At 63.3% G+C, this 13,661-nt stretch carries 13 protein-coding genes; 8 read left to right on the forward strand and 5 right to left on the reverse strand.

The window, feature by feature from the left end:
• Positions 1 to 9 precede the first annotated feature (9 nt).
• Positions 10 to 1,701: an acyl-CoA dehydrogenase family protein gene (locus ACFWEM_RS00110; protein ID WP_378530017.1), complete on the forward strand. Its 1,692-nt coding sequence runs from the start codon at positions 10 to 12 to the stop codon at positions 1,699 to 1,701.
• Here ACFWEM_RS00110 and ACFWEM_RS00115 read toward each other — a convergent pair.
• Positions 1,698 to 2,576, reverse strand: a complete 879-nt coding sequence (locus tag ACFWEM_RS00115; RefSeq protein ID WP_378530020.1) for a LysR family transcriptional regulator — start codon at positions 2,574 to 2,576, stop codon at positions 1,698 to 1,700. The two genes, ACFWEM_RS00110 and ACFWEM_RS00115, sit on opposite strands and share 4 nt — an antisense overlap.
• A gap of 146 nt (positions 2,577 to 2,722) precedes the next feature.
• On the opposite strand from ACFWEM_RS00115, the gene ACFWEM_RS00120 reads away from it, so the two are divergent.
• Genes ACFWEM_RS00120 through ACFWEM_RS00130 form a run of 3 tightly spaced genes read left to right on the forward strand, consistent with a single transcriptional unit; the run spans position 2,723 to position 7,040 of the window.
• On the forward strand, positions 2,723 to 4,099 hold the full coding sequence (locus ACFWEM_RS00120) for an MFS transporter (RefSeq protein ID WP_378530022.1): 1,377 nt from the start codon (positions 2,723 to 2,725) through the stop codon (positions 4,097 to 4,099).
• On the forward strand, positions 4,099 to 5,814 hold the full coding sequence (locus tag ACFWEM_RS00125; RefSeq protein WP_378530024.1) for an acyl-CoA dehydrogenase family protein: 1,716 nt from the start codon (positions 4,099 to 4,101) through the stop codon (positions 5,812 to 5,814). The genes ACFWEM_RS00120 and ACFWEM_RS00125 overlap by 1 nt, the downstream gene beginning before the upstream one ends.
• Entirely contained in the window at positions 5,811 to 7,040 is a 1,230-nt protein-coding gene (locus ACFWEM_RS00130; RefSeq protein ID WP_378530027.1) for a CaiB/BaiF CoA transferase family protein, read from the forward strand. Before ACFWEM_RS00125 ends, ACFWEM_RS00130 begins: the two co-directional genes overlap by 4 nt.
• Here the strand turns inward: ACFWEM_RS00130 and ACFWEM_RS00135 are convergent.
• Complete coding sequence (locus ACFWEM_RS00135; RefSeq protein ID WP_378530029.1) at positions 6,962 to 7,756, reverse strand: LLM class F420-dependent oxidoreductase; 795 nt, start codon at positions 7,754 to 7,756, stop codon at positions 6,962 to 6,964. The genes ACFWEM_RS00130 and ACFWEM_RS00135 overlap by 79 nt on opposite strands.
• Before the next feature lie 293 nt (positions 7,757 to 8,049).
• On the opposite strand from ACFWEM_RS00135, the gene ACFWEM_RS00140 reads away from it, so the two are divergent.
• Positions 8,050 to 8,658 carry a ClpP family protease gene (locus tag ACFWEM_RS00140; protein WP_020909763.1) on the forward strand — a complete coding sequence of 203 codons (609 nt, stop codon included), beginning with the start codon at positions 8,050 to 8,052 and terminating at the stop codon, positions 8,656 to 8,658.
• Between the two features lie 4 nt (positions 8,659 to 8,662).
• Positions 8,663 to 9,250 carry an ATP-dependent Clp protease proteolytic subunit gene (locus ACFWEM_RS00145; protein WP_003945993.1) on the forward strand — a complete coding sequence of 196 codons (588 nt, stop codon included), beginning with the start codon at positions 8,663 to 8,665 and terminating at the stop codon, positions 9,248 to 9,250.
• A 17-nt stretch (positions 9,251 to 9,267) separates the two neighbouring features.
• Here ACFWEM_RS00145 and ACFWEM_RS00150 read toward each other — a convergent pair whose 3' ends face one another.
• Genes ACFWEM_RS00150 through ACFWEM_RS00160 form a run of 3 tightly spaced genes read right to left on the reverse strand, consistent with a single transcriptional unit; the run spans position 9,268 to position 11,013 of the window.
• Positions 9,268 to 9,636: a helix-turn-helix domain-containing protein gene (locus ACFWEM_RS00150; protein ID WP_378530031.1), complete on the reverse strand. Its 369-nt coding sequence runs from the start codon at positions 9,634 to 9,636 to the stop codon at positions 9,268 to 9,270.
• A gap of 58 nt (positions 9,637 to 9,694) precedes the next feature.
• A complete protein-coding gene (locus ACFWEM_RS00155; RefSeq protein WP_378530033.1) occupies positions 9,695 to 10,192 on the reverse strand; it encodes a TIGR04338 family metallohydrolase in 498 nt (165 codons plus the stop codon).
• Positions 10,189 to 11,013 carry a DUF2786 domain-containing protein gene (locus tag ACFWEM_RS00160; protein ID WP_378530035.1) on the reverse strand — a complete coding sequence of 275 codons (825 nt, stop codon included), beginning with the start codon at positions 11,011 to 11,013 and terminating at the stop codon, positions 10,189 to 10,191. The genes ACFWEM_RS00155 and ACFWEM_RS00160 overlap by 4 nt, the downstream gene beginning before the upstream one ends.
• A 114-nt stretch (positions 11,014 to 11,127) precedes the next feature.
• On the opposite strand from ACFWEM_RS00160, the gene ACFWEM_RS00165 reads away from it, so the two are divergent.
• Both ACFWEM_RS00165 and ACFWEM_RS00170 read left to right on the forward strand, forming a co-directional pair.
• On the forward strand, positions 11,128 to 12,201 hold the full coding sequence (locus ACFWEM_RS00165) for an ABC transporter ATP-binding protein (protein ID WP_003946073.1): 1,074 nt from the start codon (positions 11,128 to 11,130) through the stop codon (positions 12,199 to 12,201).
• Between the two features lie 170 nt (positions 12,202 to 12,371).
• A complete protein-coding gene (locus ACFWEM_RS00170; RefSeq protein ID WP_003946022.1) occupies positions 12,372 to 13,661 on the forward strand; it encodes an ABC transporter substrate-binding protein in 1,290 nt (429 codons plus the stop codon).

The raw sequence follows: 13,661 nt of genomic DNA on the forward strand, positions 1-13,661 counted from the left end.
AGGCCTGTCATGACTGATATTTCCGAGAAGACCGTCACCCACCCGGCTCCGCATCGCACCCATGCAGTGCTCAACCAGTCGGTGCCGCGCACGGACGTCAACGAGTTCCTGCTCGATACGGTCCTGGCCGAAGGCGTCGCACGTCACGACGCCGATTGGGCCACCGGCGAACTCACCGACATCGGTGAACTGGTCGGCAGTGCCGGGTTCCAGCACGACGCCGAGCTGGCCAACACGGTAATCCCCGAATTGAAGACCTTCGATCGCTGGGGAAACCGCATCGACGAGGTCGAATACCATCCGTCGTATCACCGGATCATCTCTGCCGCCGTTGCGCACGGTGCTCACACATCTGCCTGGGCTGACCCCAAGCCGGGTGCCAACGTGGCTCGGGCCGCGGCATTCATGCTCTTCTCCCAGGTCGAACCGGGCCACGCGTGCCCGATCTCCATGACGCACGCTGTGATCCCCTCGCTCGAGCTGCAACCCGATGTAGCCGCCATCTGGACCCCGCGTGCCCTTTCTCGGAGTTACACCCCCGAGTTAGATGCTCCCGGAAAGGCATCCGCGATCTTCGGAATGTCGATGACGGAAAAGCAGGGTGGCTCCGACGTGCGAGCCAACACGACCATCGCCAAGCCGGCCGGACGTGGCGGCCCGGGTGCGGACTACCTCCTCACCGGACACAAGTGGTTCTGCTCCGCGCCGATGTCCGACGCCTTCCTGGTTCTCGCTCAGGCCGAAGGTGCTGCCGGCGAGGGACTTTCCTGCTTCCTTCTCCCCCGCATCCTGCCCGACGGCACACGCAACGTCTTCCGTATCCAGCGTCTGAAGAACAAGCTGGGCAACAAGTCCAACGCGTCGTCCGAGATCGAACTCGACGGCACCGTCGGCACCATGATCGGTGAACCGGGACGCGGTGTGCGGACCATCATCGAAATGGTGTCCCAGACGCGACTCGACTGCATCCTTGGCAGCACGGCAGGTATGCGTCAGTCGGTGGCCGAAGCAGTGTGGCATGCACGGCACCGCAGCGCTTTCGGTGCCGTCCTGGCAGATCAGCCGGCCATGACGTCGGTGCTTGCCGACCTGGCTCTCGAATCCGAGGCCGCGACCATCACCGCTCTGCGATTGGCCCGTGCGCAGGACGAGGACGCGGACGAGCAGGAGAAGGCTTTCCGCCGACTCGCGACGGCGGTTGCGAAGTACTGGATCTGCAAGCGCGGTCCGCACCACTCCTACGAAGCGCTCGAATGCCTGGGCGGCAACGGCTACACGGAGGACTTCCCGCTCGCCCGTCGTTACCGTGAGCAGCCCGTCATGGCCGTGTGGGAGGGGTCGGGCAACGTCATCGCACTCGATGTCCTGCGCGCCATGACCCGTGAACCCGATTCCGTTGCCGCCTTCGACCACGAGGTCAACCTCGCTCGCGGCAACAACCCGGTCCTCGATCAGCACCTCGATCGGGTACGACGCCAACTCGGTGAGCTCGCCACGATGGCACCCGCCGACGCGCAGTTCCGCGCTCGGACCGTCGTCGAGGCTATGGCGTTGGCACTGCAGGCTTCGCTCATGGTGCGCCACTCCCCGGCCGCCTCGTCCGATGCGTTCATTGCCGCTCGCCTCGGCGCCGACCGTGGTCACGAGTACGGAACTCTGCCTGTGGGAACAGATTTCGCCGGAATTCTCGCGAGAGCCTAAGGCTGCTCCCTCAGTACCCTCGTGACGGTGTGTACTGCCGGCGTCGGATTGTTCGGTCGCCATGCCATCGCGATTTTCAGCGTGGGCGTGGCCCCGGCGATCGGCAGGTACACGACCCCGTCCATGGACAGATGCGCCGTCGACTCCACGACGACGGCGATCCCGACCCCCGCTCCGACCATGGCCAACAGGCTGTACGGATCGGGGGCTTCGTGCGCGACGGTGGGTGTGAAACCTGCTGTGGCGCAGACGGACAATGTTGCATCGCGCACCACCGAGCCGTGCTCGGCGGGATACATCACGAATCGCTCGGTTGCCAGGTCTTCCGGTGACACCGAGTCATGCGTACCGAGGCGATGCCTGGCCGGAACCGCGACCATCAAGGTTTCCTCCCGCACCGTGTGTGTCTCGAATCCGCGCGGAATGGGCAGGCCGACTATACCCATGTCCAGTGCTCCGCGTCGGAGAGCGTCGAGCACCTCACCCGAGTACATCTGCGGCCGTAGGTCCAGTTCGATTCCCGGATGGGAGTCGGCCAAGGACCGTGTCAGGGCCGACAGGACGGTGTAGCCGCCTGTTCCGCCGAAACCCACTGTGACACGGCCCGTCTCGCCGGTCGAAGCGGCCGATGCGATTTCTCGTACCACGGCGATCTGCGCTTCGATGATCCTGGCTGGCGTGACCAAGGCTTCGCCGGCGGCTGTCAGTTGCACTGATCTGGTTGTACGGACGAACAGGTCGGCGCCCAGTTCGCGCTCGAGCGCGCGAATGGTCTGGCTGAGCGGGGACTGCCCGATGTGGAGTCGCTCGGCGGCCCGGCCGAAATGAAGTTCGTCGGCGACTGCGAGAAACGCGCGCAGCTGACGCAATTCCATGTCGCTCCTCCCGGTCTTCATTATGTGGTTCTCCCACATAAATGAGTCGAACTAAGTCTTGGACTCTACATGGATTTCGGACGATAGTGATTCACGCCTCACATTGCATCCCTTGGTGATGCCCGACGCGAGAATCAGGGAGAACCGTGGATCAAAACCCAGGTCAAGACACCAATCCGCCTGAATACAACACCAAACAGGCACGCAAGGCCGGAATCACGGCGTTTGTCGGAACGACCATCGAATGGTTCGACTTCTACATCTACGGAACCGCATCCGCCTTGGTGCTCGGCCCGCTGTTCTTCCCGGATGCGTCGCCGGCGGTGGGGACACTCGCAGCCTTCGCAACTTTTGCCGTGGGATTCGTGGCTCGTCCGGTCGGCGGAGTGGTGTTCGGTCATTTCGGAGACAAGTTCGGTCGCAAGAACGCCGTGATCATCACCCTCGCGCTCATGGGGTTGGGAACTGTCGGTGTCGGTCTCCTCCCTACGTACTCCCAGATCGGGATCTGGGCACCGATACTGCTTGTGGCACTGCGTGTTCTCCAGGGCATTGCCATGGGCGGCGAATGGGGTGGCGCCGTGCTGATCGCCACCGAGTTCGCTCCCCCGAAGAAGAAGGTGCTCTACGGCGCGTTCGCGCAGCAGGGTTCACCGGTCGGTAATCTGCTCGCGACGCTCGCATTCCTAGGCCTGACTCTGATGTCGGATTCGGTGTTCGAATCGTGGGGTTGGCGCCTGCCGTTCCTCGGATCCGCAGCTTTGGTGATCGTCGCTCTCTACATCCGTCTGCACATCTCTGAGACACCCGAGATGAAGAAGGCCGTTGCGGCACAAGAACGTACACGGATGCCGCTGGTAGAGGTCCTTCGTTCGCATCCCGTCGAACTTGCTCTCGGCGTCGGCGCTGTGGTTGCCGGTGTTGCCATCACGTACGTCAAGACAACCTTTGCGCTCTCCTGGGCGACAACGGATCTCGGCTTCGAGCGTAGTGACTTCCTCCTCGTGATCACCGTGGCACTGGTAGCCCAGGCGCTCGTACAGCCTTTCGGTGCTGTGCTGGCCACGCGGATCGATCCGTCGAAAGCGGTCCGTTGGATGCTGCTTCCGGAGATCGTGCTCCTACCACTGATGTTCGTGCTGGTTCAGACGGGCTCCGTGCCCTTGGCGATTCTGGGTATGGTCCTCGCGACGGCGCCTCACGCAATGTATTACGCCGCGTTGGCCGGCATCCTGGCGCAGGTTTTCCCCACCAATGTTCGGTATACCGGCATCTCTCTGTCGTACCAATTGTCGACCGCCGTATTTGCCGGAACGGCCCCGATGGTCAGCCAGTATCTGCTGACGCGAACCAACACGATCTGGCCGGTCGTGGCTCTCGGGCTCGTGTATGTCGTTCTCTCCCTTGTCTGTATGACTGCTTTGTTGCGCAGGAGTGCGCTGCACTCGCACGCTGTTGGACCCGAGGCGATGGACTCCTCGAACATGACCGACGCATCCACCCTGAAAGGCGTTGACCACTGATGAACTTTGCACACACCGACCCTGCTCTGAAAGCGATTGTGGACAGATGGACCGTCGGGGCGAACCGGGAGACGTTGAACGCCTTGCTCGACCGACTGGGCCGAGATGCCGCCGGCCGGTTGTCCGAGCTTGCCGACATCGCAGACAAGAACCCACCTGTGCTGCAGCAGTTCGACAAGGCCGGTGATCGCGTCGACCGGATTTCTTATCACCCGGCCTACCTGGAACTGTGCCGGGCGGCGTACAACGAGTACGGCCTTTCCGCGATGTCGCATCGAAAAGGCTTGCACGGATGGGACTCCGTGCCCGCTCCACTCGCGAAGTACCTGGCGTCGTACATCTTCGTGCAGGCAGAGTTCGGGCTTGCTTGCCCGGTGTCGATGACCGATGCGGCTGCGCGGACCCTGCGTATGTTCGGTGATCCGGCCGTGTTCTCGCCCTGGATCGACGCGTTGACGTCGACGGACCCCGAGCAGGCGAAGACGGGTGCGATGTTCATGACCGAGATTCAGGCAGGCACCGACATCGCCTGCACCGAAACACGCGCCGAGCGCGACGGTGACGGATGGGTTCTGACGGGCAAGAAGTGGTTCGCCTCCAACCCGGATGCCGATGTGATCATCACCCTCGCAAGGTTCCCGGGCGGACAGGATGGTTCGACGCGTGGAGTCGGAATGTTCATGGTGCCCAAGACCTTGGGATCCGGCGAGCGCAACAACCTCACGATCGATCGTCTCAAGGACAAGCTGGGTACGCGTTCCATGCCGAGCGGCGAGGTGACGCTGAACCGCGCGCACGCACTCCAGGTCGGCGAACTCGATCGAGGATTCCGCCAGATGGCGGAGATGGTCAACACGTCTCGCCTGTCCAATGCGATGCGTTCGAGCGCTCTCATGCGCCGAGCAGTTCGTGAAGCCGTCGAACATTCGAAGAGCCGAGTCGTGTTCGGTAAGAGGCTCTTCGACCAGCCGCTGATGCGTGCGACACTTCTTCCCCTTGCGCTCGATGCCGAGGCTTCGCTGGCTCTCGTCGCCTACAGCGCACAGTGTCTTCAGGCTGCAGACGGAGGGGACGAACAGGCGCGCGCGCTGATCAGGGTACTGACGCCGATCGCCAAACACTTTGTCTGCAAACGCGCGCGGGTGGTCACCGGCGAGGCAATGGAGGTCCGCGGCGGCAACGGTTACATCGAGGAATGGGTGAACGCGCGACTCGTGAGAGACGCCCACCTCGGCTCGATCTGGGAGGGCTCGAGCAATGTCATTGCGCTGGACGTACTTCGGTGCCTTCGCAAGTTCGGCTCGCACCGCACGGTCGCGGCAGCGATGACGGACATCCTGTCCACTGTCGGACCTGACTGTGACGCCGGCGCCGGAGTTCTGTTGCAGCGCTGGGAGGAACTGGTCGAGGAGGGAGATCGTCTGATCGCCGGATCTGACGATGCCGCCCAGGCCGCCAGCGCAAAATATGCCGACGAGTTGGCTCGTACCGTCATGGTGACCCTGCTCTTCGATCTTGCGGACCACGGCATCCGAGAAGGTGGCGGGTACCGGTCGCTGTTGGTGGCGAACTCCTACCTGGCCGGTCTTGCCGGGAAGGTGCCGTCGGCTGCGCTCGGCAATCTCGACGTGATTACCGATGGCGGCGACGTCAAGTTGGATGACGCACGCGAGGTTGTCGCCGAGTTCCTCTCTGTGGCAGGGGTTCACCGGTGAATTCTCCCCAAGGACCCGCACCTCTCGCCGGTGTCCGCGTTCTCGATCTGTCGAAGATCCTTGCCGGACCGTACGCAACTATGTCGCTTGCCGATCTCGGAGCGGACGTCACCAAAATCGAGCACCCCGAGGGCGGCGACCCCACACGTTCGTGGGGACCTCCCTTCGTCGGGGTCGATGCCGCCTACTATCTCGCGATCAACCGCGGCAAGAAGTCGGTGACGATCGACCTCAAGTCTGCCGAAGGACAGGCGATCATCCACCGCATGCTCGAAGAGACCGACGTGGTCGTGGAGAACTTCAAGCCGGGCAGCGGATTACAGAAGATCTTCGACTACCAGGCACTGTCCGAGCAATACCCACATCTGATCACCCTGCACATCTCTGCCTTCGGTGAAGAAGGGCCGTTGCGCGACGAACCGGGGTACGACATGATCGCGCAAGCCGCGGGTGGGCTCATGTCGCTCACCGGTGAACCAGGTGGTGCTCCGATGAAGTCCGGATTTGCGTTGGGGGACTTGGGTGCAGCGCTGTTCGGACTAGTCGGGGTGCTGGCTGCATTGGTCGAGCGGGGCCGGACCGGGCGCGGACAGTACGTGACCACGTCGCTGTACGAGTGCCAACTCGCGATGCACGTGAACTGGGCGACCAGTTACTTCGCCACCGGTGAGCGCCCGACTGCGTTGGGCTCCGGTCATCCGAATCTTGCTCCGTATCAAGCATTTCCTGCCAGCGACGGGTACTTCGTCATCGCTGTCGGCAACGACGGGATGTGGGCGTCGCTGTGCGAGGCCATCGGAAGGAGTGAACTGGTCACCGATCCGCGTTTTGCCCACAACCGCGACAGAGTGGAGAACCGCGAGAGTCTGGAACGAGAACTCACCAGCGCCTTCGCATCGGAGACCGTCGAACACTGGTGCGCTCTTCTCGCCGAACGCGCTGTACCGGTCTCACCGATCCGGCATCTCGACGAGATCTACTCCGATCCCCACACTGCCGCGCTCGGAATGGTCGGAACCGTCGACCATCCGACGCTCGGACCGTTGAAGCAAGTGGCCTTCCCGGTCAACTTCTCCGGCCAGAGGCCACGTCTGACGTCGGCGCCGCCCGTTCTCGGCGCCGACAACGACGAAGTCCTCGGTACCGCTCAGGCCAGCCCGCTCAATGCAGGTGCCGTGTTGTCGTCGCGCCAGCCGATGGCCTCGACAAGCGTCGTCAGGTCGTAGTCAGGTCCGCTGACGCCGACGGTGAAGAGCGAGACACCGTCGGCGACCAGGTCGGCTGCATTTTCGAGCCCAGGCCACGGAACCGAGTGCTCTACTTCCAGCGGGTTCCGGCCCACGTCGGCGCAATGGTCGGAGAGGATGTCCGACTTGCGCAGGTGTGTCTCACGGTCGCCGAAGCTGTGCCAGACGTCGGCGTACTCGGCGACCAGGCGCAGGGTCTTCTTCTCACCGCCACCGCCGATGAGGACCGGGATGTTGCGCGTCGGCGGCGGGTTGCCCTTCGCCAGGCGGCCCGTGATGCGGGGGAGGTATTCGCCAAGCAGTTTCAGCCGTGAACCGGGAGTGCCGAAGTCGTATCCGAACTGGTCGTAGTCCTTCTCGAACCAACCGGCACCGATACCGAGGATCAGGCGCCCACCGCTGATGTGGTCGACGGTTCGCGCCATGTCGGCCAGCAGATCCGGATTGCGGTAGCCACCACCGGTGACCAGGGCGCCGATCTCGACGCGTTCGGTCTGCTCGGCCCAGGCGCCGAGCATGGTCCAGCATTCGAAGTGGGCTCCGTCGGGATCGCCGGTCAACGGGTAGAAGTGGTCCCAGTTGAAGACGATGTCCACTCCAGCGTCCTCGGACCGCAAGACGGCGTCGCGTATCAACCCGTAGTCGGGTGCGTGCTGGGGTTGGAGTTGAACACCGATGCGTACCGGACGAGTCATGCCACGCTCCTGACGAGAGGAATGGTTGTCTTCTCCCATCATGGCCGGGTGTGCGCGGTACCGCTACCGCCGCAGTTGGTGACCGGTATGCCTGCATTCTTCCCACCCCGTTTCGAGCGAACGGCACTTTCGGCGCCTTAGATCGACTGAACATGCCGTTCGCTCAGAAACGGGGTGGGACCCAAGCAGGGGGGCGCAAACATGGGGGCACAAACTGGGGGTGCAGACAGGGGTGGTCTGCCCACAGCAGACAGGCGTGGGTCCGGCACCGCCGCGCCGGTAGGAATGGATTCATGACTACCGAAGCGCCCACCGATACCGGCTACCGTGACCTGTTGACAGACAGGCTCTTCCGACAGCGAACCATCCTGCTCACCGGCGAGGTCAACGACGCCATGGCCGAACGCGTGTGTTCGGAACTGGTACTCCTCGCCACCACCGACCCCAAGCGCGACATCGTGCTCTACATCAATTCACCCGGCGGATCGGTGTTTGCCGGTCTGGCCATCTACGACACCATGAAGCTCATCCCCAATGACGTCGTGACGGTCGCGATGGGCTTCGCGGCGAGCATGGGCCAGGTGCTCCTCTGCTCCGGCACCCACGGCAAGCGAATCAGCCTGGCGCACAGCCGCATCATGATGCATCAACCTTCCGCAGGTATTGGTGGGACTGCGGTGGACATCGCGATTCAGGCCGAGAGCCTCGAGCTGATGAAGCGTCAATCGCAGGAAATCCTTGCCGCCGAAACGGGCCGGACCGTCGAAGAGATCGAGACCGACAGCGATCGAGACCGTTGGTTCACCGCCGAGCAGGCGCGCGAATACGGAATTGTCGACCGCGTCGTGACGTCCTTCGCCGAGATCGCCCCGCAAGCCACCTTCCCCAAGATCGGATTGTGACATCATGTCCCAGTACACGATTCCCAGTGTCATCGAGCGAACACCAACGGGTGAGCGGTCTTTCGACATCTTCAGCAGGCTGCTCAACGAGCGCATCGTCTTTCTGGGCACGGAGATCGACGACGGCGTCGCCAATGTCGTGATGGCTCAGATGCTGCACCTGCAGGCCGACAACCCGGATCGCGAAATCGGTTTGTACATCAACTCCCCCGGCGGTTCCACCACGGCGATGCTCGCGATCTACGACACCATGCAGTTCTTGAAACCGACGATTTCCACGTACTGCATGGGGCAAGCGGCGTCGGCTGCTGCAGTGCTTCTGGCCGCTGGTACTCCCGGCCATCGGCATGTTCTCGCCCATTCGCGGGTGCTGCTGCACCAGCCGTCGACGCAAGGTAGTGGCACCATCTCGGATCTCGCGCTTCAAGCTGCGGAGATCTTGCGAATCCGGGAGCAGACCGAGGCGATTTTGAGTAAGCACACCGGTCAGAGCGTCGAGCGATTGCGTAAGGACACCGATCGCGACAGGATCTTCACCGCCGACGACGCAATCTCCTACGGACTGGCCGACACCCTCATCGAAGGGAACTGACTGGGTCGCCCTACTGATTAGGCCGCCATCAGGACGGGACCCGAGATCGGTGCGGGAGAGTGCCCGAAGGTGAGGGAGTTGAGCGCAACGATCCGGTTGCCCGCTCGGAACAGCAGATGCTCGAGCGGCATCCCGAGCGCTTCGCAAATTGCGCGCAGAATTTCCGACGACGGTTCCTTCTTGCCCCGTTCGATCTCGGACAGGTACTGCTTCGACATCCCGACCTCTGCGGCGACGTCGTCGAGAGTTCGGTCCTGATCGCGTCGAACCTCCCGCAGCACTCGTCCGTAGGCTTCACGAATCAGTGGGGGTTTGCGCACGGCAACAGCTGGATCGGGATGTTCGGACCCATCCTTGACCAGGACTAATCTGCGCGGCGCATCCATAGGCCGAGTATTCCAGCCGACCGGTTCGCACACCACCGGGTTCGCCGAGGGCTGACATCTAGTCCGTTCGAACACCACCGGCAAGAAACATCGCTCGAAGAACGAAGGCCGCCTCGGGTCCGATGATCTCGCCGACAAGGCTCGTGTAGCGGTCGACGAACTCGGGCCCGTGGGAGGCCTCGTCGGAGGCGGGGTCGCCGAGGTGGTGCGCGAGTTCGTGCAGGACAACGAATTCGCGCAGTGCCCACCGGCCGTCACGGTCGTCCGGAACGGCGATGACGTCGTTCGAGTAGTGGGCGGCAGCGTTGCCGGCTCGGGATCGCACGGACACCGAAACGGTTGCGCGAGGCCAGGTCTCCCGTACCCAGTTCAATCCGAGTAGCTGATCGCAGTACGTCTGTACCGACTCCACGGAGCCGAATTTGCGCTCGACCGGCAGCGTGATGGTGGAACCCATGACCTCGACGCTCCGGAGTCCGCGCTCGTCGGCGCGATCGAACATGGTGCGTACCAACGTCTCTGCCTCGTAAACCGCACTGCGCTGGGTATCCCTCATGAGTCGAGTTGCCCGCGCACCCCGCCGATTTCCGGAAGGTTACCCAGGCGTGCGGAGCGCGCTGCCCGATCACCCGCTCGTCGAGCATGCGAGGAATGGCCGGCACTCGCGCGGCCACCGCCCCGCCACGTCCCACGCGCTTTGGAGTTGGACGTGTAGTAGTCCTTGAGCTCGACTTCCTTGTTACGCAGCACGAGTGCAGTTTCCGAGGACGACGCGACAGATTCGGCGATCGCGGCCTTCTCCGTCTCCTGCTTCGTCTCGGCCAACCGAGCGCCGATGCGGGACGCATACGCCATCTGGAAGTTCAGGCGCGCCGTCACTCCGGCCACCGGCTTGCGGACCTGCGTGTTGACGCGTCGTCGTCCACGAGTTTCGACGACGGTCCGCACGGACGTTTCGCCGCGGTACGCCCCGGAGCGCACGTACGCGTCGGAGTCACGGACCATCTGGAAGAGCAGGCTCGAGTACAGCGCTTCGCACACGTCGATGTCACCGGCGAAGCCGTAGGCGTAGATGACGGCCGACGTCTGCGCGATGTCGCACTGTACGTCGTTGGCAGCGGCGATCGCGATGAACAACTGGGCGTACGTTCGCAGTCCGCGCTTGCCCGGTTCGCCGATGGTGATGAGCCGTTGCGTGGGCGTCGCACGTTTTTCCGAAGACGCGGTGTGCGCACGCGCGACCGCCAGGTCGATCGCGGAACCGGTGGCCAACCGCTGAGCGGCGGCCATGAAGGCTTCACCTTCGTGTGGATTGTCGGTGGACTCCGCTTGGCGAAGCAGCGCACCGATGCGGGTCAGCATCTTCTCCGAACTCACCGTGAAAGACTACGCTCGCGCGCCGACACGGACGTTTATGCTGCTAGCGCACACGCTCACCCTCAACTTGGATCGTCCGGCACGTTCCTGCCGGTAGAAGGGATCAACCCCGTCATGGCTTCAGTGACTTTCGAGAGCACCACCTGCCTGTTCCCCGGATCGAACACTCCGGCAGTGGACAAGCTCGACCTCGAGATCGAGGACGGCGAGTTTCTCGTCCTCGTCGGACCCTCCGGCTGCGGAAAGTCGACCACCCTGCGCATGCTCGCCGGGCTCGAAGACGTCCACAGCGGACGCATCCTCATCGGCGACCGAGACGTCACCGGTCAGGAGCCGAAAGAGCGCGACATCGCGATGGTTTTCCAGAACTACGCGCTGTACCCGCACATGTCGGTGGCCGAGAACATGGGTTTTGCGCTCAAGCTCGCCGGAACCAACAAGACGGAGATCCGCGCCCGCGTCGAAGAGGTCGCGAAGATGCTCGATCTCGAGCCGTACCTCGATCGCAAGCCCAAAGCGCTGTCCGGCGGTCAGCGTCAGCGAGTGGCGATGGGCCGCGCCATCGTCCGCCAGCCGCAGGTCTTCCTCATGGACGAGCCGCTCTCGAACCTCGACGCGAAACTCCGCGTGCAGACGCGTACGCAGATCGCTCAGCTGCAACGACGCCTCGCGACGACGATGGTTTACGTGACCCACGACCAGGTCGAGGCCATGACGATGGGTGACCGCGTCGCCGTCCTCGAAAAGGGAATCCTGCAGCAGTGCGCCTCGCCGCGCGAGCTCTACAACAAGCCGAAGAACGTCTTCGTCGCCGGCTTCATGGGTTCGCCCGCGATGAACCTCTTCACCCTCCCGGTCGTCGACGGCGGCGTCGCATTCGGTGACGGGATCGTTCCGGTTCCGCGCGAGACGATGAACGGCGTCGTCGAAACCGAGGTTGTCCTGGGTATTCGCCCCGAGCACCTCGAGATCGCCGCCGAAGGTCTGCCGATGGAGGTCGACGTCGTCGAGGAACTCGGCTCGGACGCCTACGTCTACGGCCGGACCACGATCGGCGGACGGTTGCAGCAGATCGTCTCGCGTGGTGACTGGCGCAATCCGCCGCAGAAGGGCGAGCGCGTCAACCTGCGCGTCGACCCCGAGAAGGTGCACATTTTTGCCACCACCGACGGGCGTCGCCTGGGTTAGGTCGACCTGTCAAACGACACATGACCGATTCAGGTTCGGCGTAATACCCACAAGTACGGGTGTCTCGTGCCACAGTAGGGGCCGATGCCGGGAGCCGGCACTCATGGCGCATGCCGTGAGCAGGCTCTCGGTGACCGTCTATTTGTCATACACATACGGGGAGCGAATCCATGGTTCTGAACTCGAAGGCGATGCGCCGCGCTGCAATTGCAGCCACGGCAGCGTCCATGCTGGTACTGGCGGGCTGCTCGTCCGATTCGGACAAGGACAGCGGAACCAGCACGACGGCCGCATCCGGGGGATCGTCCTCGAGCGAAGGCCGCGGACCCATCACGATCGTCGAGGGGCAGGATGCCCTGAACGAGGCGCTCGAAAACATCATCACCGACTGGAATGCCGAGCATCCGGACGAGAAGGTGACGCTCAAGCCGCTGGCCAAGGAAGCCAACGCGCAGGTCGACGACATCACCCAGCGCATGCAGGCCAAGAGCGACGAGTACGACCTCATCGGCGTCGACGTCGTCAACACCGCCCAGTTCGCCGCAAACGGTTGGCTGCTGCCGCTCGAGGGTGACCTCGCGATCGACGAGTCCGGCCTCCTGCCGTCGACCGTCGCTTCGGGCACCTACAACGGCAAGCTCTACGCAGCGCCGAAGAACACCAACGCCGCGTTCCTGTACTACCGCAAGGACCTCGTCGAGAAGGCTCCCACCACGTGGGCCGAGCTCAAGGAAAACTGCCCGAAGGCTGTCGAAGCCGGCATCTCCTGCTACATCGGTCAGTTCAAGAACTACGAGGGCCTGACGGTGAACACCACCGAGATCACCAACGCCTTCGACGGCCCGTGGGTCGGCCCGGACGGACTCACCCCGGCCATCGACGACAAGACGAAGGCTGGCGTTCAGTCGATCGTCGACAACTTCGCCGACAACACCATCCCGCAGGAAGCACTGACCTACTCCGAGGGCGAGTCGCAGACCGCATTCGGCGACGGCAAGGCACTCTTCATGCGCACGTGGTCCGGCTTCTCGGTCGACGGTGAGAAGACCTCGGTTGCCGGCAAGTACGGCTACACCGTTCTTCCGGGTGTCGACGGACCGGGTGCTTCGACGGTCGGTGGCTACAACGTCGGCATCAGCGCGTACTCGGACGCACCGGCAACGGCTCGTGACTTCCTCGAGTTCATGCAGACCAAGAAGTCGCAGACGTACTTCACCGAGGTCGGCGGCGCACCCGTCCTCTCGGCTGTCTACGACGACCCGGCAGTGCTCGCTCAGTTCCCGTACTTCGCGACCCTGAAGGAAGCACTCGCTACCGCTCAGCCGCGTCCCGTCACGCCGTACTACACGCAGGTGTCGAAGTCGATCTCCGACAACACCTACGCTGCTATTCGCGGCGAGAAGACCGTCGAGCAGGCTTTGGCGGACACCAAGGCCGGCATCGAAACCGCCGGTAACTGA

It is taken from the genome of Rhodococcus sp. NPDC060176 (assembly GCF_042728675.1).
Lineage (GTDB): Bacteria > Actinomycetota > Actinomycetes > Mycobacteriales > Mycobacteriaceae > Rhodococcus_F.

Excerpts from the sequence above, each read along its gene's own strand:
- ACFWEM_RS00110 (WP_378530017.1), top strand. The coding sequence starts at position 10 with ATGACTGATATTTCCGAGAAGACCGTCACCCACCCGGCTCCGCATCGC.
- ACFWEM_RS00115 (WP_378530020.1), bottom strand. The coding sequence starts at position 2,576 with ATGGAATTGCGTCAGCTGCGCGCGTTTCTCGCAGTCGCCGACGAACTT.
- ACFWEM_RS00125 (WP_378530024.1), top strand. The coding sequence starts at position 4,099 with ATGAACTTTGCACACACCGACCCTGCTCTGAAAGCGATTGTGGACAGA.
- ACFWEM_RS00135 (WP_378530029.1), bottom strand. The coding sequence starts at position 7,756 with ATGACTCGTCCGGTACGCATCGGTGTTCAACTCCAACCCCAGCACGCA.
- ACFWEM_RS00140 (WP_020909763.1), top strand. The coding sequence starts at position 8,050 with ATGACTACCGAAGCGCCCACCGATACCGGCTACCGTGACCTGTTGACA.
- ACFWEM_RS00145 (WP_003945993.1), top strand. The coding sequence starts at position 8,663 with ATGTCCCAGTACACGATTCCCAGTGTCATCGAGCGAACACCAACGGGT.
- ACFWEM_RS00150 (WP_378530031.1), bottom strand. The coding sequence starts at position 9,636 with ATGGATGCGCCGCGCAGATTAGTCCTGGTCAAGGATGGGTCCGAACAT.
- ACFWEM_RS00155 (WP_378530033.1), bottom strand. The coding sequence starts at position 10,192 with ATGAGGGATACCCAGCGCAGTGCGGTTTACGAGGCAGAGACGTTGGTA.
- ACFWEM_RS00165 (WP_003946073.1), top strand. The coding sequence starts at position 11,128 with ATGGCTTCAGTGACTTTCGAGAGCACCACCTGCCTGTTCCCCGGATCG.
- ACFWEM_RS00170 (WP_003946022.1), top strand. The coding sequence starts at position 12,372 with ATGGTTCTGAACTCGAAGGCGATGCGCCGCGCTGCAATTGCAGCCACG.